The organism is Paraburkholderia sp. DD10, from assembly GCF_049177125.1.
GTDB lineage: Bacteria > Pseudomonadota > Gammaproteobacteria > Burkholderiales > Burkholderiaceae > Paraburkholderia > Paraburkholderia terricola.
This window is the reverse complement of the sequence record NZ_CP185392.1, coordinates 3060930-3082022: the sequence shown is the minus strand read 5'-3', so window position 1 is coordinate 3082022 and position 21093 is coordinate 3060930. Positions and strand designations below refer to the sequence as shown.

19 protein-coding genes are annotated in these 21093 nt (G+C 59.5%); 9 read left to right on the top strand and 10 right to left on the bottom strand.

Annotation, left to right across the window (positions count from 1 at the left end; genetic code table 11):
- Nucleotides 1-97 precede the first annotated feature (97 nt).
- The 5 genes from ACOCG7_RS14040 to ACOCG7_RS14020 all read right to left on the bottom strand — a co-directional run bounded on the left by ACOCG7_RS14040 (nucleotide 98) and on the right by ACOCG7_RS14020 (nucleotide 5484).
- Nucleotides 98-511 carry a carboxymuconolactone decarboxylase family protein gene (locus ACOCG7_RS14040; protein WP_159442583.1) on the bottom strand — a complete coding sequence of 138 codons (414 nt, stop codon included), beginning with the start codon at nucleotides 509-511 and terminating at the stop codon, nucleotides 98-100.
- A gap of 18 nt (nucleotides 512-529) precedes the next feature.
- Nucleotides 530-1516 carry an alpha/beta fold hydrolase gene (locus ACOCG7_RS14035; RefSeq protein ID WP_073430672.1) on the bottom strand — a complete coding sequence of 329 codons (987 nt, stop codon included), beginning with the start codon at nucleotides 1514-1516 and terminating at the stop codon, nucleotides 530-532.
- Nucleotides 1517-1769: 253 nt separating this feature from the next.
- Nucleotides 1770-3227, bottom strand: a complete 1458-nt coding sequence (locus ACOCG7_RS14030; RefSeq protein WP_073430673.1) for a mechanosensitive ion channel domain-containing protein — start codon at nucleotides 3225-3227, stop codon at nucleotides 1770-1772.
- A 100-nt stretch (nucleotides 3228-3327) separates the two neighbouring features.
- Nucleotides 3328-4536, bottom strand: a complete 1209-nt coding sequence (locus ACOCG7_RS14025) for an NAD(P)/FAD-dependent oxidoreductase (RefSeq protein WP_073430674.1) — start codon at nucleotides 4534-4536, stop codon at nucleotides 3328-3330.
- A 225-nt stretch (nucleotides 4537-4761) separates the two neighbouring features.
- A complete protein-coding gene (locus ACOCG7_RS14020) occupies nucleotides 4762-5484 on the bottom strand; it encodes a hypothetical protein (protein WP_073430675.1) in 723 nt (240 codons plus the stop codon).
- A gap of 356 nt (nucleotides 5485-5840) precedes the next feature.
- Between ACOCG7_RS14020 and ACOCG7_RS14015 the strand changes: the two genes are divergently transcribed.
- Nucleotides 5841-7355 carry an ATP-binding protein gene (locus ACOCG7_RS14015; RefSeq protein ID WP_073430722.1) on the top strand — a complete coding sequence of 505 codons (1515 nt, stop codon included), beginning with the start codon at nucleotides 5841-5843 and terminating at the stop codon, nucleotides 7353-7355.
- Nucleotides 7356-7420: 65 nt separating this feature from the next.
- Here ACOCG7_RS14015 and ACOCG7_RS14010 read toward each other — a convergent pair whose 3' ends face one another.
- Nucleotides 7421-8308: a LysR family transcriptional regulator gene (locus ACOCG7_RS14010; protein WP_073430723.1), complete on the bottom strand. Its 888-nt coding sequence runs from the start codon at nucleotides 8306-8308 to the stop codon at nucleotides 7421-7423.
- Between the two features lie 110 nt (nucleotides 8309-8418).
- Here ACOCG7_RS14010 and ACOCG7_RS14005 point away from each other — a divergent pair, with 110 nt between their 5' ends.
- Nucleotides 8419-9168: an SDR family NAD(P)-dependent oxidoreductase gene (locus tag ACOCG7_RS14005; RefSeq protein ID WP_073430676.1), complete on the top strand. Its 750-nt coding sequence runs from the start codon at nucleotides 8419-8421 to the stop codon at nucleotides 9166-9168.
- A 97-nt stretch (nucleotides 9169-9265) separates the two neighbouring features.
- Here ACOCG7_RS14005 and ACOCG7_RS14000 read toward each other — a convergent pair whose 3' ends face one another.
- The 4 genes from ACOCG7_RS14000 to ACOCG7_RS13985 all read right to left on the bottom strand — a co-directional run bounded on the left by ACOCG7_RS14000 (nucleotide 9266) and on the right by ACOCG7_RS13985 (nucleotide 14218).
- Complete coding sequence (locus ACOCG7_RS14000) at nucleotides 9266-9850, bottom strand: YbhB/YbcL family Raf kinase inhibitor-like protein (protein ID WP_073430677.1); 585 nt, start codon at nucleotides 9848-9850, stop codon at nucleotides 9266-9268.
- A 332-nt stretch (nucleotides 9851-10182) separates the two neighbouring features.
- Nucleotides 10183-11115 (bottom strand): MBL fold metallo-hydrolase, encoded by a 933-nt coding sequence (locus ACOCG7_RS13995; protein ID WP_073430678.1) that lies wholly within the window; start codon nucleotides 11113-11115, stop codon nucleotides 10183-10185.
- A gap of 688 nt (nucleotides 11116-11803) precedes the next feature.
- A complete protein-coding gene (locus tag ACOCG7_RS13990) occupies nucleotides 11804-12529 on the bottom strand; it encodes a fucose-binding lectin II (RefSeq protein ID WP_073430679.1) in 726 nt (241 codons plus the stop codon).
- 663 nt (nucleotides 12530-13192) lie between these two features.
- On the bottom strand, nucleotides 13193-14218 hold the full coding sequence (locus ACOCG7_RS13985) for a LacI family DNA-binding transcriptional regulator (RefSeq protein ID WP_073430724.1): 1026 nt from the start codon (nucleotides 14216-14218) through the stop codon (nucleotides 13193-13195).
- A 258-nt stretch (nucleotides 14219-14476) separates the two neighbouring features.
- On the opposite strand from ACOCG7_RS13985, the gene ACOCG7_RS13980 reads away from it, so the two are divergent.
- From ACOCG7_RS13980 to ACOCG7_RS13950, 7 genes are all read left to right on the top strand, one after another.
- On the top strand, nucleotides 14477-15535 hold the full coding sequence (locus tag ACOCG7_RS13980) for a fatty acid desaturase (RefSeq protein ID WP_073430680.1): 1059 nt from the start codon (nucleotides 14477-14479) through the stop codon (nucleotides 15533-15535).
- A 15-nt stretch (nucleotides 15536-15550) separates the two neighbouring features.
- Nucleotides 15551-15874 (top strand): non-heme iron oxygenase ferredoxin subunit, encoded by a 324-nt coding sequence (locus tag ACOCG7_RS13975; protein ID WP_083081597.1) that lies wholly within the window; start codon nucleotides 15551-15553, stop codon nucleotides 15872-15874.
- A gap of 96 nt (nucleotides 15875-15970) precedes the next feature.
- Nucleotides 15971-17005, top strand: coding sequence for a sugar ABC transporter substrate-binding protein (locus tag ACOCG7_RS13970; RefSeq protein WP_073430681.1), 1035 nt, complete (start codon nucleotides 15971-15973; stop codon nucleotides 17003-17005).
- Nucleotides 17006-17024: 19 nt separating this feature from the next.
- Nucleotides 17025-18272, top strand: coding sequence for an NAD(P)/FAD-dependent oxidoreductase (locus ACOCG7_RS13965; protein ID WP_073430682.1), 1248 nt, complete (start codon nucleotides 17025-17027; stop codon nucleotides 18270-18272).
- Entirely contained in the window at nucleotides 18269-19168 is a 900-nt protein-coding gene (locus ACOCG7_RS13960; protein ID WP_200799519.1) for a sugar phosphate isomerase/epimerase family protein, read from the top strand. The genes ACOCG7_RS13965 and ACOCG7_RS13960 overlap by 4 nt, the downstream gene beginning before the upstream one ends.
- A 347-nt stretch (nucleotides 19169-19515) precedes the next feature.
- Entirely contained in the window at nucleotides 19516-20295 is a 780-nt protein-coding gene (locus ACOCG7_RS13955; RefSeq protein WP_073430683.1) for an acetoacetate decarboxylase, read from the top strand.
- A 15-nt stretch (nucleotides 20296-20310) separates the two neighbouring features.
- Nucleotides 20311-21093 carry a 3-hydroxybutyrate dehydrogenase gene (locus ACOCG7_RS13950; protein WP_073430684.1) on the top strand — a complete coding sequence of 261 codons (783 nt, stop codon included), beginning with the start codon at nucleotides 20311-20313 and terminating at the stop codon, nucleotides 21091-21093.

Sequence of the window (21093 nt, the reverse complement as noted above, 5' to 3'; positions counted from 1 at the left end):
CGCGCCAGGCACACTCAGGAATACGACCAGCGCGCCATCTTGCGCGATGAGTTCATGGGAAAACACGTTGCCTTGTGAGCCCCAGAGCGGGCGGGGCCTATTGGGCGTGCCAATCGACAGCCGGGTTGACCGTCTTGCCGGCAGTGCAACAACGGATGACCTCGTCGGTCGACCACAATGCGCTGCTGCTCCAGTACTTGAACAGCTCTGAAATTTGCGTCTCGTTGAAGTACTTCCGCATACGCGCCCAGATTTCATCGGACGCCGATTGTTCACTGACACCCGAAAGGTGTTCCATCCAGGCCAACGCGGCCTTCTCCGCACTACAGAAAACATCGGCGCACCGCCAGCTTCCGATATGCTCAATCTTCGATGTGGGCACGGCAGCATGAAGCGCCAAGCGAAGGCCATACTGAACGCACAACAGACAGCCGTTGATTTGCGATGCGCGCAGATCGAGAAGCGCGATCAGGCCCGCGTCGAGCGGGCCACTCTGAATAGGGGGCGTCACGATCACGCTCTTCGCAAGCTAGCTGCGCAGGAAAGACAAAAGATCCTCATTAAGCTGATCCTTGTGGGTATCCGTCAATCCATGCGGCGCGCCGGGATAAATCTTCAGGATCGCGTGAGGGACGAGTTTCTTACTCGAACGGGCGCCAATATCCACGGGAACGACCTGGTCGTCGTCGCCGTGAATGATCAGTGTCGGTCTGTCGAACTTCAACAGATCCGCCGTGAAATCCGTTTCGGAATAGGCTTTGACCGATTCGTAGACGTTCTTTAAACCACCGGTCATTCCCTGGCGCCACCATGCGTCGATCAGACCTTGCGACACCTTGGCGCCCGGTCGGTTAAAGCCGTAGAACGGGCCTGCGGGGATGTCCTTGAACAATTGGGAGCGATTGGCGATTATTGCAGCCCGAACGCTATCGAACGATTCAATAGGTACCCCAGATGGATTGCCTGGCGTTTTTACCATCAACGGCGGCACGGCTGAAATCAGCCCGATCTTCGACACGCGGGACGTACCGTGCCGGCCCACGTAACGCGCGACTTCGCCCCCTCCGGTCGAAAACCCGATAACGGCAACATCGCGCAGACCGAGCGTCTGGATGACTGTCGCGAGATCGTCCGCGTAGTGGTCCATGTCGTTGCCGTCCCACGGTTGGCTCGAGCGACCGTGCCCGCGGCGATCATGTGTAATGACTCGAAACCCGTGGGATGCCAGAAAGAAAGCCTGGTTTTCCCAGCTATCCGAGCTGAGCGGCCAACCATGGCTCAGCGTTACGACGGGACCGTCTTTCGCGCCCCAATCCTTGAAGTACAGGCTCACTCCGTCTCGGGTACGGATAACGTCACCGGTATGACCTGCGGACGACATCTGCCCGGTCGTGCCGGGTCCTGACTGCTTGCTGGCAGCCGATGCCACAGTTGTCGTCAACGTTGCGGCGATCCCGCCAATCAGCAGGTTTCGGCGTTTTGCATCGGGGGAAACATGTCCCAGGTTTTTAGTCATGGCTCAAGTCCAGGAATTATTCGACCGGGAGATGGGGGAATTGGCTTGCTTACCGGTCGAGTCATCACAATAACCACGAAGCAGTCATTGGCCTAGTTAAGCGATGCAAAACGCCGTTGATTGCTCTACGTTCACTTTATTAGAAGATCGCGGTTATTTAACGGCGCTTAACATCTACGCTAGCTAATTATGTTTGGCAAAGGCAGAGGGTGAACGGGAGCATATGAGGAGTAACCAATCCGTAACCGCAAGATCAGAACTTCAGCGCATGCAACTGATGAATCTTGTCCAGAAGCCAGTGGAAGCTAGCGTGCTCATCGGCTCCAGGCGCGGCGTTTTTCATCGCCATTTTATGCAACATGTCTTGCCGTTGTGAAAGTAGCCGGCACATTCGATGAGTCACCTCCTGGCTATCCCTCAATAGAGGTGTTACATCGTCCTTGTTCAATCTGTAAATGACGCTCCTCGTGAGCGTCACGATCTTCACCTGAACCGGCAAACCCGCGAGTAGCCCGGTCTCCCCCATCGTATCGCCGGGCCCGAGACGCACCACTTCGACCGCCCCGGCAGGTTGCTCCGTTGAAACACTGAGCACGCCCGAGCCGACGATTGCGAGACTGTCGGGCACCACTTCCGGCGTGAAAATCACCTGCCCGGCGTCGTATTCATGCCGCACCATGCAACTGGACAGCAACTTCAACTCCTCGTCGCCGATGGCGGCGAATAGTTCGATGCGTCTAAGCAGGCGCTCCTCTGCTTTTGCCACGATGGCCGTGACCGATGGCACGCCTCGTGGTTGGAGATCGACCCCCGCGGCGATAAGGTGTCGATAACAGAGGTCGTACAGCTCGTTTGTCAATGGCGTTTTTTTTGCCGTGTCGTCGACGAAGGCCGTCGCTTCGTACTGGATGGAATGCAGGGTGGATTTTCTTGCCTGCACGAAGGGAGCCGGCGCCGTCAGGATCGAACGAGCTCCAGCCAGCGCGCATTCAAGCGCGGCAATCACCGTTGCGGGCCGCTCGTCCGGCGAGATTTCCAGAGAGACAGTCACGCCATGCAAAGCGTGCGGCCGGTTGGTATTGGTGATATTTGCCTTTGCCGCCGCAGCATTGGGAATGATAGTCACATTGCCGTGCGAATTGAGCAGATGCGTTGCTCTCCAATTCATCTCGATCACCTTGCCTTCCGCGCCATCAATCGAGATCCAGTCACCCACGCGGTACGGCTCTGTGGAATTCAGCACGATCCCTGCAAAGACATCGTGCAAAGTGCTTTGAATAGCTAAACCGAGAATAACGGCCAATGTCCCCGACGTCGCGATCAGGCCGCGAACGGGTATTTCCAGAACAAACCCGGTCGCGGCTACCGCCGCGGCAAGAAACACTACAGCACCGAACACGTCCTGAAAGAGTCTTTGCTTGCGCCACGTCTGTGGCAGGAGAAGTGTGTCGAGAGCAAGAGTGAGCAGGCGGGCACCTGTCAGCCACCAGAATATCTTCAGTGCCTGCGCCGCTTCGTGAAACAGCGACGCTTCAAAATGCGTAGCCTGTCTGAAGGGGCTGAGGCCCGCGGTGAAAATGCTCCCCGTGAACACGGCGAAAATCGTGAGCCGGAGCAAGAGACGTGAAACGTCTTGCTTCGGCACTTTGAAACGCCACAGCGCCACGTCGATCAGGACGACGGCATAACCGAACACCAGGGAATCGCTCACGGAGGCTCCGAGGGGAAGAACGCGCCTGGCGGGTACTCATGCCGCTCCCGCCGGAGCCATTGTGAACGGCTAACCGCGATGCCCGAGGCTGGCTGACACACTAGCCAAATGACGCCAGCGGGTCGCCTGCCGCCAATGCATCGGCGCGATTCGGCGCCGGTGGATAGATCCACTGCGTATTGATCATCTGCTTGCGCGCTTTTCCTTCCGCGTGCGTCAGCTTTATCTGGCGATCCCAGCCTTCCGAATAGACCGCTCCCCATTCGCCGAGATCCAGACAGGTGGCATAAAACGGCTGGCTATACGCCAGCGTCGATGCGCCGATCAGGTCGGCGGCCACGTTGTGGCCGCCGAATTTCCCCATCACCATTGCGTGCTGACAAGACATCAACGCGTAGTGCCCTTCATCGTCGCTGCGCACTCGCGCCACATCGCCTGCCACAAACACGCCGGGCGCCTCTTCCACACGCAGATCGGGGGCGATTTCGACACGGCCAAGCGGGTCCAGACGCGACGAAACCTGTGCTGCAAGCGTACTCGCTCGCATCCCGCCCGCCCATACCACCGTGTGCGCTTCGATATGCGCACCTGAAGCAGTTCGGACTCCACTCGCGTCGACCGATACGACACCGGATCCCAATACCGCTTCGATGCCGAGCGAATCGAATGCCTCGGCGACGAAAGGCCGCGGATTAGGCCCGAGATCGGGACCGATCTCAGCCTGCGACCCTACGACGACCACTTTGATCGCCGCATCGGGGCCGAATAGCGCGCGCATCCGTTTAGGCAATTCGGTTGCGATCTCGATGCCGGTAAAGCCACATCCCACCACGGCAACGGTATTTCGGGCGCTTGAATCGGGAAGCTTCGCGAGCTTCCTGAGATGCTCTTCAAGTGCCGATGCGTCCTCCATGCAATCGACCGAGAACGCATACTCGGCGAGCCCTGGAATCGGCGGCCGGCTCAGCTTGCTGCCGCTCGTCAAGAGCAACCGGTCGTAACCGAGCGAGCGGGTTTCGCCGCTCGCGGCCGTCACACGCACGGTCTTGTCGCGAACAGCGATTTCGTCGACACTCCCCTCGACGTAGTTCACACCGACGGCGTCAAGCAGGGGCAAAAGCGGCGCGAACATCAAATGCGGCTCGCTTTCGTACATCCGTGGCCGGATCTGCAACTCGGGTTTCGGTGAGATAAGCGTAATGTCGATGTCGCTAGCCGTTGCGCCGGCGCGGTCGCGCACGCGAGCCGCCCCGAGTGCGCCCCACACTCCGGCAAAGCCGGCACCCACAATCAAGATCTTCTGCGACATGATTCTTGCCTTAAGTTTTCAAATTACCCAGTTGACGATGTGCGCCGGAACCCACGACAAACCGAGCCCTGTTGCACTGCGCGACGATCGCTGACGATCGCGGCGGCCGACCCATCTGCCGCCCGCCTCACGACAAATCGTAGACTTCGTCTGCGAATGGCAGTAGGCACTCAAAGGAGATCATTGTGTTGTCCCGGCGACAACAATCGACGGGCTTAAACGTCGTCAAACAATCCTGGCGAGCGCATCTTCGAGCGTCGGCCAGGAATGTTTGTCACCTTCGAAGGCAAGATTCACGATTGTGCGAATGCTCCATGGCCCTTCTGATGTGCAAGCGTATTGTTGAGCCGCAGTCACCTGTTCCTCCATTGCCTGCTTTACTCCATCGGGAAAGGCATTCCTCGCGTCTTCGACCGCCGTCTGCAATACGTGCAATACGGCTTGGCCAAAGGTCACACATTCTTCGCGCCTCGGTATTTTTCCTTTTTGCATCACCGAGTCTTTCCAGTCGTTCTGATCGGGGGTGAGGAGAACGGGAGGTCGGGCGCAGAAGTTCCGGTAGTTCAGTAAGTAGGCTTCGTGGCGATTTCGTGGATTGATCCCCAACAGCTTCCAGGCGGCATCGAAACGCTCTTTCTTTATTCCGTTCTGGTACGCCATCGCGCGCAGAAAAAATTCGTGAAAGTCTTCGAGACTGGCGGTGCAGGACGAGACCGAGTGTCGATAGTGTCCGTCCCGTATCGCGCAAGCGGCAAGTTCGAAAAGAATCTCGAACTTCTGCTGGCGCAACGCCACGATTCGCTGATGGCCGCGCGAGCATTCCGACATATACCTTCCGTCGCCGTCGGGTCGAAGATCCAGCAAAACAGAAGAAAGAACGGAATTCCCTACGGAACCTCCGTCCGGGTTGCATTCTAGGCAGACAATGGGAACCGATATCTTTGTCATGGAAATGTCTCACAGTTGGAGGTTGTTTATCGCTTTTTTCCGCATCAACTCTTCTCGCCTCATCAACAGACCACACCCGGCGGTGCGGACCTGGTTCGAGACCAGGTCTCGCTGGCACTCTATGCCCAATCGACCGCTCCTGCAGAAGAGGTGGGGTGAACCGGTTTGTACGCCAATGACTCGATGGTCTTGATGTTGTCCTGGCAGCAACACCGTGATATCCCGTTGGAGTCTTCCATGTTCGGGGTGACGCAACTACGATTGCTCGTGACGTAATGTTTCGCCGTGGAGAGATCGAGGCAATCGGTCTATTCCAATACGCACCTGAATCCGGGAATTCGGAGTCTGCTGTGAAGATGAATGCTGAGGAAAATGTCTTGCGCTCCGGCGTGATGGCAAATACCGACCGGCACGCGTGCCGCGAAGCGGTATCGTTTGGTCCGTTCACACTTTTTCCTGAAGAGAGACGCCTCGAACGATCAGGTTCATTCGTGCCACTAGGCAGCCGCGCACTGGATATTCTTATCGCGCTTATCCAGCACGCCGGACAGGTCGTGGACCGGCGCATGTTGATGTCGCGCGCGTGGAGGAATATCGTCGTGGACGAAAGCAACCTGCGCGTCAACATTGCGGGACTGCGCAAAGCACTAGGTGACGGAGAGGGCGGTGTGCGCTACGTGAAAAACGTCCCGGGTATCGGCTACTGTTTCGTTGGACAGCTTACCCGTGAACGCGTGGTTGTCGAATCCAGTTTCCAATGTGCTAAACCGTCTGCTTTAGCACATTCTGGCTGCTTCGCAACGGGAGCGGCCTGCCCGCAAGGTCGCGACGAGGTCTTGCGGACTCTTGCGTCCGACTTGGGCAGACATCGGCTTATGTCTATCGTAGGACCCGGAGGCATCGGCAAGACAACAGTGGCCATTGCTCTCGCGAAGAGACTGTCCGGCGTGTTTCCTTCGGAGATTCACCTCGCCGACCTCGGCGAAGTTGCTGATGGCGACACGGTAGCGCTTACGCTGGCTCGTCTGCTCGGGTTGGGCGATTTTCACGACATGCCCGTCACGTGCATCACGAATTATCTTTCGGCCAGGCGCGCGCTGATCATCCTGGATAACTGCGAGCATGTCATCGACGAGGTGACGTCGCTTACAACGCAGATCCTCGCGGTCTCATCCGCGACCTATTTCGTTCTGACAAGCCGCGAGGCGCTACGTGTCAGATACGAATACGTCTGCCGCCTGTCTGCGCTCGACGTCCCTCCAGGACCGGAGGCGATTTCGATTGAACACGCGCATACTTATCCAGCCGTGCAGGTATTCATTCAACGCGCACTGGAAGCGGGCGCCAGGTTTCCGCAGACAAGCAAGAGCTATGCAGCCATTGCGAAGATTTGCCGCGAACTGGAAGGCGTCGCGCTTGCGATCGAGTTTGCCGCGGCGCGCGTCGCGACATTTGGACTGGCCGGCACCATGGCGCTGCTCGGAACCCGCTCACGCCTTCAATGGCAGGGATGCCGCAACGCCCCTGCGAGGCATCGGAGTCTCGAGGCATCCATTGGATGGAGTTACGCGCTGCTGTCGGAGCAGGAGAGGTCCGCTTTCCGTCGCCTGTCGTCGTTTGAACAGCCCGCAACGCTCGAGGCCGTCCTTGCGGCGGTGGCAAACGGAACGGGCGATCTTTCGAATGCGATCGCCGTAATTGAAGGGTTGGTTGCAAAGCACATGCTGCAGGTCCAGCTTGGAGACGACGACTTGCCTCGCTATCGGCTCCCGGTTTCCGAAAGGATCTATGCACGGGAACAACTCAAACAAACTACGCTCGATAAGCGGAGCGTCGTCCAACTGAACGGCCTGCAAGGGATTTTCATCTGAAATTCGGCTGCGCCGTGTCCCCAGTGACGCTTTGAGCTACAAACGCGGGCGTGTAGCGAGAAAGATCATTTCATTAACTGCGCGAATTGCTTCTCCGCAAAATCGATAAATATCTTCGTGCGCGGTGGCATGTTCCTTCCGAATCCGTGCAGGACATGAAGAGGAACGGGTCTCAGCGCCAACTCCGGCAAGACGCGACACAAACGTCCTGCGTCGACATCTTCCTGAACCATTGCTTTCAGAACCTGTGCGATACCGAGTCCATTCAATGTCGCCAGTCTCATGGCCTCACCGCTGTCGGTATCGAATGCTCCTTCCGGCTGCACGCTGACACCGTCAGCAAACGTGACGGGCACCACGCGTCCGGCAAGTCTGTAACGAACATGGCGATGCGTACCGAGATCGGATATCGATTCCGGCACGCCGTGGCGGTTCAGGTAGTCGGGGGAGGCCACGAGCGCCAGCGGCAAATGGCCCAATTTCCGCGCATGCAAAGCGCTGTCGATGACCTCTCCCGCTCTGATGACCAGATCGAAACCCTCGCGGATGACGTCGACATGATGGTCGCTCACGTTCACATCGAACAGCAGGCCTGGATGATGCGCCATCAAGTGCCGGGTGAGCGGGTCGAGCAGAATGCGCGCTAACGCGCCGGGCACACTGATACGCAGTTTGCCGACCGCGGCCAGCGGCGTAGTCAACGCGTTGCCTGCCTCCTCGATGCCACGTATGAGCGGCGCGATGCGCTCGTAGTAGGTGCGCCCCTCTATTGTCAGGACGGTCGCCCTTGTCGAGCGCCGGAAAAGCCTGATGCCGAGACGCCTCTCCAATCTTCCAACGCTTCTCGACACAGCGGACGGCGTCGTGCCGAGCAAGCGCGCCGCTCCGGTGAACGAACCGGCCTCGACCGCTCGAACAAAGGCAGATAAGCCGTTCAGGTTCTCAACCGACATTAGTGACCCTTCGGCAAAACTGATAGCTCCGCTGGAGAACTGGGCTGTCGTCTCACCTATAGCTAAATTAGCGTTCAACGCGACGTTCGCGTGGAACAACGGAGATTCAAATGAACAGACTCACAAATAAAGTCGCCGTCATCACCGGCGGCAATAGCGGCATTGGCTTTGCGATGGCAAGGGTGTTTGTGGCCGAGGGTGCACATGTGCTGATCGTCGGACGGCGTCTGGCCGCGGTGAATGCCGCAGTGTCCGAACTTGGGGATCGGGCAACGGGCCTGACCGGCGACCTCGCCGATCCCGCAACGCATGACCGCGTCGCGTCATTGGTTGAAGAACGGTTCGGCGGCCTGGACATTTATGTCGCCAACGCTGGCGTAAACACGATCGCCCGCTCGGATCAGGTGAGTCTCGAAGCGTACGATGCACAATTCGCTACCAACACGCGGTCGGTTTTCTTCGGCGTTCAGAAAGTCGCGCCTCAACTTCGCAACGGAGGCGCCATTCTGTTGACGAGTTCGATCGCGAGTTCGAAAGTATTCGAAGGCCACGCGGCGTATGCGGGCAGTAAAGCGGCAATCGAAGCTTTCGCCCGCAGTTGGGCGCTCGAATTCAAAGAGCGCCGCATCAGGGTCAACGTGATCAGCCCAGGCCCCGTGGACACACCCATTCTTTCGAAACTGGGTATCGCCGTTGCCGATCGCCCGGCATTCGAGACCGCCGTTGCGGAGAAGATTCCGCTGGGCCGGCTGGGCCGCGCGGAAGAGCTGGCCCATGCCGCGCTCTTTCTTGTTAGTGACGAAAGCAGCTTCGTTACCGGTGTCAATCTGCACGTCGATGGCGGAATGTCGTTGGCGTGATTCGTGACCGTTTAACGGGACAACGCGAATACGTGAATCGTTCTACCGGCAGCCGATCTGCCGGGAACGGTTGCCGATATCCCAGTTCTGGCGCCCGTCAATCGTTAGTCAATGGGCGACGATATCTGGCGACATACTTCGCCTGAGCAATGACTTTCCCATGCATCTGATAGGCGACGACTGCGGGGCTCGCGGCAGGAGCCACGTCGATTTGCGCCACGTCGAGCGCGGAGGCCGTCACCACATATCGATGCGACTCCCCCTGGGGAGGACAGGGGCCACCGTATCTGGATTCGCCAAAGTCCGTCAACGTCTCAACCGCGCCTGCCGGCAAGAGCTTTGGATTGCCGGAAGCTCCTCTTTCGAGCGACGATTCAGAAGGTGGAATATTCGCGATTTCCCAGTGCGTCCAGCCGAGCCCTCCGGTCGGCGCATCCGGGTCGAAAATCGTCACGACAATGCTCTTCGTGCCGCGCGGAACGTGAGTCCATGAAATGCGCGGCGAGATGTTGTTACCGTGACAGCCAAAGCCTCCGTACACCTGCTCGTTCGAAAAGCGCCCGTTACGCAGATCGTCGACTTTGATCGTGAACGGCTCCGCGCTGGCTATCGCCGGAATGAGCGCCAGCGCCAGCGCCATTGACGCGCATAACATCGCGGGCAAACAGGTCCTCAATCTCATGATGTGCTCCTTTGAAGGATGAAAGATGCGCACAACCGGTATCAACGGCAGCGTTCGGCGATTCGTCCGGGAAGGCGGATTCGGGAACGATGGTGCGACTGCTACAGTCGCGCGCACTGCGAAGCTCGATGACCTGGAGAGTCGGTCCACCGAACTCGCGTGTCAGGCGGGCGGTCAGGATGAGGTCTTCGCACGTACCGATCTCATCGAATGCCGGTGGCGCGGGCAAGTGATCGTTTGCAAAAAACCGCCGCGAGTCTTGCGCCCTCCCGGCGGTTTTCTGGCAATCGTCAGTGCGATCTATACGACGATGGCTGATAGCCGAGCATCAATCAATAGTCCCACAGCACCGGCACGAAACGGAAGCCTCCACCGTTCTTTGCAATGTGACCGATGGAGGGGAACGCGACATGCGCCGCGGCCAGCAGGGCGCCGGTTTCAGCGGCTTCGTTGAGCAGCGCGATACGCACGTCCGCAGCGACTTCAGGCTCGTGCTCGAAACCATTTTGCCATTCGGGATGGTCGAAGTTGACTTCGAAAATCGCGTCGCCCACGAACGTCAGTTTTTCGCCGTTCGATGCGACGTCCACGACGCAGTGCCCCGGCGTGTGCCCACCCGTCACGCGAGCCGACACGCCCTGGGCAACTTCCACGGTCTGATCGAACTGCACGATGTTTTCGCTGTAGAGTTTCACGAACGTTTCAGCAGCCTTGCGGAGCGCGGGAGGAACCGTTTCCGGCATCACCGTCTTGCTGAAGTCCGGATTTTTCCAGAACGCTACTTCCCTGGCCGACACGTGAATGCGCACGTCCGGGCTCAGCTTGGCCTTGACGCCATCGACGTTCAGCCCGCCGACGTGGTCCATGTGCATATGCGTAACCACGATATCGGTGATCGCAGCCAGGTCGATGCCCGCCGATTCCAGGCGCATCACCGACTGACCGGCGCGCGTGAAGTATTCGAAACCGTCGCCCACGCCCGAGTCGATCAGGATCAGGCGTTCGCCGCTCCGCACGAGCGCGATATTCAACGCCCAATCGAACATGTCACGTTGCAGGAAACGACCATCGAACCATTCGTTGCGGTCCGCTTCGCTCACGTTCGTGGACATGGTGGAGGTCGGCAGGGGTAGAACGCCATCGCTGATCAGCACGACGTCGACGTCGCCCACGCGCACGGCGTAGCGTGAAGGCACGAGTTCGCCTGAACCTTCTTTGCCAAGGTTGGCGATAACCGGCTGCACATTGCGGGTTGTTTGGCTCATTTTCGATAGTCCTGTTGATTAGGTGGGGGTAAGCCGCACTGCGTGGTGCGGTTCACGAGCACGAATTTCGCGCGCTTGGTTTGGCTCGCGGTTCGACCGAGCGTGTGACCGATTGTAGTCAGCGGGGCGAACGGCAGTAGCATCGCGAATGCGTACACCATGTTGTCCGAAGGGCAACAATCGACGACGGACAGGCGATGAGAGGCAAGGCGAGTGACAGGCTTATTGATCCGCCGGCGCGATTCTCACAGGCGTAGTGGCGATGGCACCCGCGCACCTGAGGGCCACTTCGAACGCGCGTGGTGATTATCTGAACCAGTGTCGATCGGTTGGCGGCGACCAGAAGCGTTCCGTCAACTCGAAATGTGGCAGTGTTGAGAGCGGTCCTTGAAACCAGTCTTTCAGCCCGGCACGTAGCTTCGTGAGTGCCTGGTTTCACCGTCGCCGCTCGCGTTGGCGACGTTTTTTTTATGCCGCATGACGACGTAACGTCTGCAAAAAAATCATGTGGAGACCCATCGAAGGGCTGTCGACTCGGACCATCCCATCTTCCATCAGCCTGCACAGCATGTCGTTGACCTGTGCGGTCGACGATTCAAAACGGGCAGCCGCGCCGGCCGCATTCTACGGTTCGAGCGGCAAGATGCGGCGGCGTAGTCCACCGCATCTTGCCGGAATGCCGGACCGGTCAGCCCAACGGCCAGTTCAACACAACAAGGCTGTCGTTGTAGTCATTATCCGTACCGTCTTCCGATCCGACCAGGCCGAAGTAGGTTTTCTTGAATATGTCGACCTGCCTCGAGCCGACTTTCGATGTTTTGCCGTTCGCTGATACGACGACCCGTACTTTGCCCTTACCGGAGTTCAGAACTTGCGTCTGCAGATTTTTGTCTTGCGTGCCGTTTCCCTGGAATGTCGCTGCGGGGTTCTGATTGTCGTCGATGTAGACGTTTATCGTCTGTTCGGCAGCCGAATTGACGAGCGAGGTCACGCCGAATGCGATATTCGGCGGCAGGCTAAACACACCGTCCCGCTCGCCGCCAGAAGCCGGCTCCGGTTGCACTTGCGACGTGGCCTTCGCAAAGTAGGTGACCACGCAGCCGATGCCGAGGTTAGACGCTCCCGCCGGAAGCACGCCGGGAGCGCCCGCCCATGTCACCGTGCACGCTTCGATCTGTCCCGTGGAATCGGTCTTCACCTTGTTCATCCAACTGCCGACGTCGAAGCTGTAGGGCGAGACGGAGATATGGATAAAGACGTCGTACTGTGGCAGCGTCTCTGCCAGTTGCGCGGTCATGAATTGCCGCATCCTGTCCACCACGGCCTGTGCGCCGCTGGACTGCACCGCGGTGGCATCCGTGGCAGCGCGCTGCAGCAAAGCATAAAGATCGTCATGCGTAAATGGCTGTTGCATCTCGGTCCTCTCAGTTGGGCGTGCCTTGCTGGACAGTGACGGCGGATCGCGTCATCGCGCAGCCGGCGATTGGGGCGTGGCATGGTGCGCGCTGTAATCACCGTGACCCGCAGCAGTGACGAAACTCATGTCGCATCTATCCCACGCGAGAAGCTTACGTTTGGCACTATCGCAAGCGAACTGTCCGCTCTGGGAGCTATACAAAAACGGACAGCGGCGCTAACATCGGGCGGCCGCCGGTGGACAGCGGTCAGCTTCGTCAAGCCGCTCCATGGGGCGATGCCTGCGCTCGGCGGCCGAGGCAATCCGCTGTGCGAAAACAGCGGATTGCCTGGAACGTTGTACGGATGAATTGACTGCCTGGTGTCCGTCATCGGGGTAGTGACGCGGCTACCCCGAACAGGTCCGCGACTGTTCGTTCTTCGACGGTGGCCTTCTGTGCGACCGTACACGTCTGTGAACGACAAAGGCATGTTCGGGCGGGCGTCTGTCGGCAGGATCGCTACTTCAAGCCTCGAGGCGCTGCCTTCGAATATCGTACTTCCGGCTTCGGCCTTTCAGCGGATTCACGTGACCGTCCGTTTACCTGACGAGAAGCGACGGCGGGTGCCGGCCCGAAACGGGCGATCGAGACCTTGAGACTCGCGCTTCGTCCATGCAAGCCTAATACAGCGAATAACGGGAATGCATCTCTATCGGGATGATCGTTTGCGCGGGAACGCCTCGTCCCTCGCGCACGGACTTCAAATGCACGACAGCCGTACGTAGCAGCAGTCGAAGGTCCTGTGTCAGTAGATAGTCGATTGCGTCGGAACGCAGGAGCGGTTCCGTTATCCGGTTGACTTCGTGGGTCACGTAGATCGTTCGGCCCGTCAGGTTGGATTCGCGCAGCGCCGCAGCCAGACCTTCGTTTCCGCCCGCCACGTTGTAAACGCCATCGAGCTTCTCGTGCTCGTCCAGAAAACGCATGGTCGCTTCATAGGTCGCGGCACCGGAATCGGCGCCCTTGATGACTTCGATGAGGTTCACATTGGGGAAGCGCTGTCTTAGCAGTGAGCGGAACCCGATCTCGCGGTCTTCGTGACAGGTATAAGAGAACGTAGCAACGACCACCGCCACGTCGGGGCAAGCATGCGCCTGCAGATGCCGTCCAATGAGAAATGCAGCCGACTGTCCGGCTGCCCGGTTATTCACCCCAATATACGTATGACGTGCGTCGGCATCGACGTCGGTAATGAGCGCAACAACCGGCTTGCCTGCCGCCATGCATTCGCGTAGTGCGGCGGTCGTCGTCGCGGTGTTCGTGCAGATGATGCCGATGCCGTCGGCGGCGTCGGCCGCCTCGCGGACTCTGGCGGCAACCTCGTCGTCGGAGGCGCCGACGCACCGTACGACTGCGAGATTCGCCCCGGTTGCGGCAAATTCTGGTTCGAGCTCAGCCGCGGTTCGTGTGAGTTCGTCCGTGAATGCGTCACCTGCCTGGGCCAGCAATCTGAAGTCGTAAGTACGGTGCTTTGCGCGGGGCGACGATCGTGTCGGCGAGTTCGAGCCCAATTGCCTCAATGCCGCTTCAACGGCGCTTCGCGTGCGCGGATGCACGCCGGGCCGATCGTTCAGTGCGCGATCAATCGTCGCCCTGCTGAGCTGCGTGATCTCCATCAGTTGTTTGAGCGTCGGCTTCTCTTTCATACGCATCCCCAGACTTGCATGCGGGCCGAGGTGCCCGCATGTCCGTTATTTTGCCTCAAATTGAGGCAATCGAGGCTTTTTCATGTTTAGGGCGTAGAGAATGCACCGCCGCATCCTCTGGAATACCCTCGATACCTCAGAATGAGTCATTTTAATCTTTGACCGATGCTCATTAAGAGTCTTTAATCGGCTCAGCGATGATCAATGCTTAGTTTGGTTCATCGCTCGGTCAAACATCAAAGCACTGGAGTGCAGCTCATGTCCGTACCGCAAGACAACACGAAAACGATCACCATGGACGACTGGTACAAATGTCGCCTCGACCGGAAGGTGCTCAAGGCAGTCACGCGGCGCAACGATCGCGATGCGCTATTGCATTTCAGCGGTTTCATTTCTCTGGTCGTGGCAAGCGGCGTGCTCGCATGGCTGTCGCTCGGCACGCTGTGGTGCGTGCCGGCATTCCTGCTGTACGGAACGATCTACGCGTTCGCCGAAGCGATCGAACACGAGTTGCGCCATCGCACGCCATTCCGGAGCGAATGGTTGAACGAGTCGGTCCATTGGCTGATCTGTTTCATGACGTGGCGTGAACAGGTGTACAGCCGCTGGTCGCACGCCCAACATCACACTTACACCCATCTGACGGCGACGGTGCCATCCGACGTCGAACTGGCGGTGAAGCGGCCGCCGAACTACCTGAAGCTCGCCACCGATTTCCTGCGCATCTCGCACGGCATTCATCATCTGGGCAACATCGTGCTGCACAGCTTCGGCATCGTGTCGAACAAGGCGAAGGCGGTGGTGCCGCCCACCGAATTTCGCGCGATGTGCCGCAACTCGCGCGTGATTCTCGCACTCTATGCCGTCGTGATTGCGTGGGCGATCGTCGTGCATAGCTGGCTGCCGGTGGTCTTTCTGCTCCTGCCGCGTTCGTATGGCGCCTGGCTGCACGAATTTCTAGCGCTCACGCAGCACACCGGGCTGCGTGAGAACGAACTCGATCACCGCTTCTCGACGCGAACCCTCAGGCTGAACCGTTTCCTGCAGTTCCTCTACTGGAACATGAACTATCACGTCGAGCATCACATGTTTCCGAACGTGCCGTTTCATGCGCTGCCGCAACTGCGCAAGGCGATCGAAGCGGATTTGCCGCCCGCGTACGACGGCCTGTTCAGCGCATGGGGAGAAATCGTTCACGTGTTCAGAATGCAGCGGCACGACGCCGATTACATGGTGACGCCGCGCGTGCCGGGAAATGCGGCGGCGCACGACCCGGAATCTGTCGGCGATCAGCCGTTCGTAGCACAGACGCGCTAGGCGAAGAGGCACACCATGAACATGCTTCAATGGCATCAAGTCTGCGCATGCGATGACGTCGACGAAGAAGACGTCGTCGAGTTCGAGCACGGCGGCAAGCTCTACGCGATCTATCACACGCCTAGCGGTTTTTACGCATCGGCGGGTCTTTGCACGCATGAGACCGCACGGCTCACCGAAGGCCTCGTGTTTGGCGAGGTGATCGAGTGTCCGATGCACATGGGGCGCTTTCATATTCCCACCGGCGCGGCGAAAGGCGCGCCCGTTTGCGTGAACCTCGTCACGCACCCTGTCAGGATCGAGGACGGCAAGGTCTTCATCGGTCTCGCCGACGATTGACGCAACGCCCTTGATTATGTGATTCACGTTACTCGGGCAACGCGAGATGGGCCGATGCACAACGTCGGCAGATCAATCATAAACAAGGAGACAGCCATGAAACTATCCAGCCGCCGGGCGTTTCGCCTCGCTGCCGTCGTATTGGGTCTCGGACTGTGCGCCGGCGCTTTTGCCGAGCCCGCCGCCCGTTTTGACTTCATCTCGCACGCGCCGGATTCGGATGCCTGGTGGAATACGGTCAAGAACGGCATCAAGCAGGCCGACGAGGATTTCAACGTGCAGACCGATTACCGCAACCCGCCGAATGGCGATATCGCGGACATGGTCCAACTGGTCAATCAGGCAGCCGCGCGCAACTATGACGGTGTCGTTTCGACAATCGCCGACTACGATCTGCTGAAGAGCGCGTTTCCGAAGCTCAAGGCAAAGAACATACCGTTCATCACAGCCAATACCGGTACGGAAAAGCAGAGCGCCGACCTCGGGGCATTGCTGCATGTCGGCCAGCCCGAATACCTGGCCGGCAAGGAAGCGGGGTTGCGCGCGAAGGCCGACGGCATCAAGAGTTTTCTATGCGTGAACCACTACGCGACGAACCCATTGTCGTTCGAGCGTTGCCGCGGCTTTGCGGATGCCGTCGGCGCGGATATGAAGACCTCGGTGCTCGACGCGGGCACGGATCCCACCGGCATCGAGGCGAAGGTGAGTGCGTTTTTGCGCACGCATCCGAATACCCAGGCCGTGCTGACGCTCGGCCCGACTTCCGCCGATCCGACTATTCGTGCAGTGACCAAAATGGGGCTCGCCGGCAAGATCTGGTTCGCGACCTTCGACATTGATTCCGATGTCGCGAAGGCGATCAAGAATGGCACGATCAGGTTCTGCACAGACCAGCAACCGTATCTGCAGGGCTATATTCCCATCGCGATGCTGGCGATCATGCACAAGAATCACAACACGGACGTGCTGCAGGCGCGCGGTGAACTGGAGAAGAATTCAAAGTTCATGAAGCGTCTGCAGGACTATGGCCTCAAGCCTGTCTATGAGGCGCGCAATATCAGTTCCGGACCCGGCTTCATCACGCAACAGAACATCAGTCAGGTGTCGGCGCTGGCTGGCCAATATCGGTAATGGCGCCGGGGAGCGTGAGATGAGTTCATCCGATCCGATGGTGATCGTCGGCGGCGGGCAGTGCGGTGCGCGCGCCGCGCATGCGCTGCGTGAAAACGGCTGGGACGGCGCGATCACGTTGCTTGGCGACGAAGGACGCTTGCCATACGAACGGCCGCCATTGTCGAAGTCCCTGCTGCTCGGCCAGAAGACGGCCGCCCAGTGCGCGATCTACGACGAGGCCTTCTATCGCGAGCAGCGCATCGAACTGCGCGTCGATGTGCCGGCAGCGGCCATAGATTGTGCGCAGCGCAAGGTAGTTCTCGCCAGCGGCGAAGCGATCAGCTATCACCGGCTATTGATCGCAACTGGCGCCGAACCGCGGCGGTTCGACGTGCCTGGCTCAACGCTGCCGGGCGTGCATGCACTGCGCGCGGTGCCCGACGCGCACGCGATCGCCGGCGAACTGACGCAGGGCCGACGGATTGCCGTGATCGGTGCCGGCTTCATTGGTCTCGAAATCGCCGCGGCTGCCGTGACGCGCGGTTGCGAAGTGACCGTGCTCGAGGCGGCGCCGCGCGCGTTGATGCGGGCTGTGCCCGAGGCCGTTGCGGCGTGTCTGATTGACTGTCACCGACAGAGAGGCGTGGAGGTTCGCTTCGGCATACAGGTTGCCTGCTTGACCGGTCAAGCAGGGGTCACAGGCGTGCAACTCGCTGACGGCAGCATCGTTCCGTGCGATGCAATCGTGGTCGGTGTGGGAGCGAGCCCGCGTATCGCGCTCGCGCAGGCGGCGGGCCTCGACATCGACAATGGCATCGCCGTCGACGGCACGTTGCGCACCAGCGACCGGCATATCTACGCGGCCGGGGACGTCTGTTCCTTCCCGCATCCACATACAGGTCAGCGGATCCGGCTCGAATGCTGGAAGAACGCCGAGGACCAGGCGCGCGCTGCCGCACGCAACATGCTCGGGCATCTCGACATTTATTCGGCCGTACCGTGGTTCTGGTCCGATCAGTACGACATGACGATTCAGATCGCCGGGATTCCCGCATACGGCACGACCACGGTGGTGCGGGAAACCGGCGTGGCATCGCGAATTTTTTTCATGCTCGATGCCGGCGGCACGCTGGTCAGTGCAAGCGGAGTGGGACGGGCAGGCGAGATTGCGCGCGACGTGCGCATTGCGCAGTCGCTCATTGAGCAACGTGCGTGCATCGATCCGGCGCTGCTTGCCGATCGCGACACGAAGCTGCGTTCGCTGCTGGTCGCGGAGGCGCAATGAGTCAGCGCCTGCTGGTGTTCCAGTCGCTGTGGGCGATGGAGCGGCGACACACCGACGGCCGCGAACGTTCGCTAGAACAGAATGTGCGGATGATCGCCGGCGCGGGCTTCGATGGCCTGAGCGCACATTACACAGACCGCACGGCGGTCCGGCGACTGGCGCAATTGCGCGCAGACCATGGACTCGACGTAGAAGGCCAATGCTTTCCACGCACGGTCGACGATCTGCAGCCGGTGCTCGAGAATGCGGTCGAATTCGGTGCTCATCACATCGATCTGCAACCTGACGTGCGTCCTCGCACCGTCGCGGAATGTGTTGCGCTGATCGACGGCTGGCAGCGGCTCGCCGAACAGGTGGACGTGCCGGTCTACATCGAGACGCATCGCGACCGCATGACCACGGATCTCTACTTCACGCTTGATCTGCTCGATGCACGCCCCGAGCTGAGATTGCTCGGCGACATTTCGCATTATCTGGTTGGACGCGAATTCGCCTGGCCGGTGTCCGACGAAAACCACAGCCTCATGCACCGGATACTCGATCAGTCGTGGGCGTTTCACGGCCGCGTCGCGAGTCGTGAGCAGGTACAGGTCGAGCTTTCATTTGAGCCGCACCGGATGTGGGTCGACCTTTTTCTCGACTGGTGGCGCTACGGCTTCACATCGTGGCGTCGGCGGGCAGGGGAGCACGACACGCTTGCCTTCACCTGCGAACTGGGGCCCAAACCTTACGCGATCATCGGCCGCGACGGCAACGACATAAGTGACCGGTGGGCGGAGTCGCTGTTGCTGCGCGACTGGATCCGGACGCTGTGGCGGGATGTGGAACTCGAGGGGCCCGCCGCGCGTGAGACCATGACAATAATTGATCGAAAAGCCCAACGCGAGTTGCGGTAAACCGGGAAGCGATGACATCGATGTATGCCTCCAGGCAAGGTGCCCACCTCTGTCACCGCCGGGGGCGACATACCATGCACCCGTCCATCTGCCATTGACTGTTGTCGCAGAGACAACACCGTGAGTTCCTTCGCAGGACTTCCGCCGCAAGACGACCACGCTTACGCTTGGTTCCACGGTGACGGGGCACGCTGTCTGATGCAAGCCGTGAAACGCAACACTGCAAAAGAAGCGTCCAAACACACCTAGCACGTCTTCGCTGCCTTGTGCACGCACGCCATTGGCCGCGACAGCGAAAGCTGTCGCGATGCGTGTTACGCAGCACCTCACCAACCGAGGAACGATCCGTGACAGAAGAAGATATCCGCAACAACGCTTTTGCGATGCCCGTGCACAATCCGGCGTATCCGCGCCCACCCTTCCGCTTTCTCAATCGGGAGTACTTCATCATCTCGTATGAAACGGACATGGATGCGCTTAAGGCCGTCGTTCCAGAACCGCTAACGGTCGACAGCGCAATCGTCCATTACGAATTCATCCGCATGCCTGATTCATCGGGGTTCGGTGACTACACGGAAAGCGGCCAGGTGATTTCCGTGCTGGATGAGGACGGCAATCGAGCCAACTTCACGCACGCGATGTATCTGGACGACGAAGGCCCGATCGCAGGCGGACGCGAAATCTGGGGATTTCCCAAGAAGCTGGCTTCACCGAAGCTCTGCGTCGATGGCAAGGACACGCTGCTCGGCACGCTCGACTACGGAACGCAGCGCGTCGCCACCGGAACGATGGGCTACAAATATCGCGAGCTCGAGAGGGCGGCCGAGCGCCGCAAGCTCGCCGACACCCCCAACTATCTGCTCAAGGTCATTCCGCACGTCGATGGCTCCGTACGCATTTGCGAACTGGTGCGCTTTTTCCTGCGCGACGTCGATGTGATCGGCGCGTGGGAGGGGCCCGCGGCGCTCGAGTTGCATGCGCACGCGCTCGCATCGGTTGCCGATCTGCCGGTTCGCAAGGTGATTGGCGCACGTCACGTCATTGCAAATCTCACGCTCGACGTCGGCGAAGTGGTTTATGACTATCTGGCCCCCGCCGAGTCGTTGAAACTCGCGGTCAACCAGTAAGCGCTCGGAGGACGTATGGCATTGAATGATAAGGTCGCGCTCATTACGGGCGCAGCAAGCGGTATCGGCGAAGCGTGCGCGCGTAAGCTCGCGTCGGACGGCGCGACGGTCGTGATTGCGGATCTGAATCTCGCGAACGCTCAAAAGGCCGCTGAAGATATCGTTGCTCACGGCGGCAAAGCGATCGCCGTTGCAATGGACGTAACCAGCGAGGAAGCGGTCGATGCGGGTGTGGCCGAAACGGTGAACCGGCTGGGCGGCATCGACGTGCTCGTGTCGAACGCGGGCATCCAGATCGTCAACCGGATCGAGGACTACGCATTTTCCGACTGGAAGAAGATGCTGGCGATTCACCTCGACGGTGCGTTCCTCACGACCAGGGCCGCCATCAGGCATATGTACGCGTCGAACAAAGGCGGCGCTGTGATCTACATGGGCTCGGTACACTCGCACGAGGCGTCGCAACTGAAGTCGGCTTATGTGGCCGCGAAGCACGGGCTGCTCGGTCTCGCTCGGGTTGTCGCGAAAGAAGGCGGACCGCGTGGCGTGCGCGCCAATGTCGTGTGTCCGGGCTTCGTCAGAACCCCGCTGGTCGACAAGCAGATCCCCGAGCAGGCGAAAGCCCTGGGAATCTCCGAGCAGCAGGTCGTGAAGGACGTGATGTTGAAGGAGACGGTCGACGGCGAATTCACGTCGCTAGCCGATGTCGCGAACACGGTTGCATTCCTCGCCGGCTTCGAGTCGAACGCGCTCACCGGGCAATCGATTGTGGTCAGCCACGGCTGGTTCATGCAGTAA

Bases quoted from the DNA above. Each gene is read 5' to 3' on its own strand.
- ACOCG7_RS14005 (WP_073430676.1), top strand. From the start codon at position 8,419: ATGAACAGACTCACAAATAAAGTCGCCGTCATCACCGGCGGCAATAGC.
- ACOCG7_RS13970 (WP_073430681.1), top strand. From the start codon at position 15,971: ATGAAACTATCCAGCCGCCGGGCGTTTCGCCTCGCTGCCGTCGTATTG.
- ACOCG7_RS14015 (WP_073430722.1), top strand. From the start codon at position 5,841: ATGAATGCTGAGGAAAATGTCTTGCGCTCCGGCGTGATGGCAAATACC.
- ACOCG7_RS13960 (WP_200799519.1), top strand. From the start codon at position 18,269: ATGAGTCAGCGCCTGCTGGTGTTCCAGTCGCTGTGGGCGATGGAGCGG.
- ACOCG7_RS14025 (WP_073430674.1), bottom strand. From the start codon at position 4,536: ATGTCGCAGAAGATCTTGATTGTGGGTGCCGGCTTTGCCGGAGTGTGG.
- ACOCG7_RS13995 (WP_073430678.1), bottom strand. From the start codon at position 11,115: ATGAGCCAAACAACCCGCAATGTGCAGCCGGTTATCGCCAACCTTGGC.
- ACOCG7_RS13985 (WP_073430724.1), bottom strand. From the start codon at position 14,218: ATGAAAGAGAAGCCGACGCTCAAACAACTGATGGAGATCACGCAGCTC.
- ACOCG7_RS13980 (WP_073430680.1), top strand. From the start codon at position 14,477: ATGTCCGTACCGCAAGACAACACGAAAACGATCACCATGGACGACTGG.
- ACOCG7_RS14000 (WP_073430677.1), bottom strand. From the start codon at position 9,850: ATGAGATTGAGGACCTGTTTGCCCGCGATGTTATGCGCGTCAATGGCG.
- ACOCG7_RS13965 (WP_073430682.1), top strand. From the start codon at position 17,025: ATGAGTTCATCCGATCCGATGGTGATCGTCGGCGGCGGGCAGTGCGGT.
- ACOCG7_RS13975 (WP_083081597.1), top strand. From the start codon at position 15,551: ATGAACATGCTTCAATGGCATCAAGTCTGCGCATGCGATGACGTCGAC.
- ACOCG7_RS14035 (WP_073430672.1), bottom strand. From the start codon at position 1,516: ATGACTAAAAACCTGGGACATGTTTCCCCCGATGCAAAACGCCGAAAC.
- ACOCG7_RS14020 (WP_073430675.1), bottom strand. From the start codon at position 5,484: ATGACAAAGATATCGGTTCCCATTGTCTGCCTAGAATGCAACCCGGAC.
- ACOCG7_RS14010 (WP_073430723.1), bottom strand. From the start codon at position 8,308: ATGTCGGTTGAGAACCTGAACGGCTTATCTGCCTTTGTTCGAGCGGTC.
- ACOCG7_RS13990 (WP_073430679.1), bottom strand. From the start codon at position 12,529: ATGCAACAGCCATTTACGCATGACGATCTTTATGCTTTGCTGCAGCGC.
- ACOCG7_RS13950 (WP_073430684.1), top strand. From the start codon at position 20,311: ATGGCATTGAATGATAAGGTCGCGCTCATTACGGGCGCAGCAAGCGGT.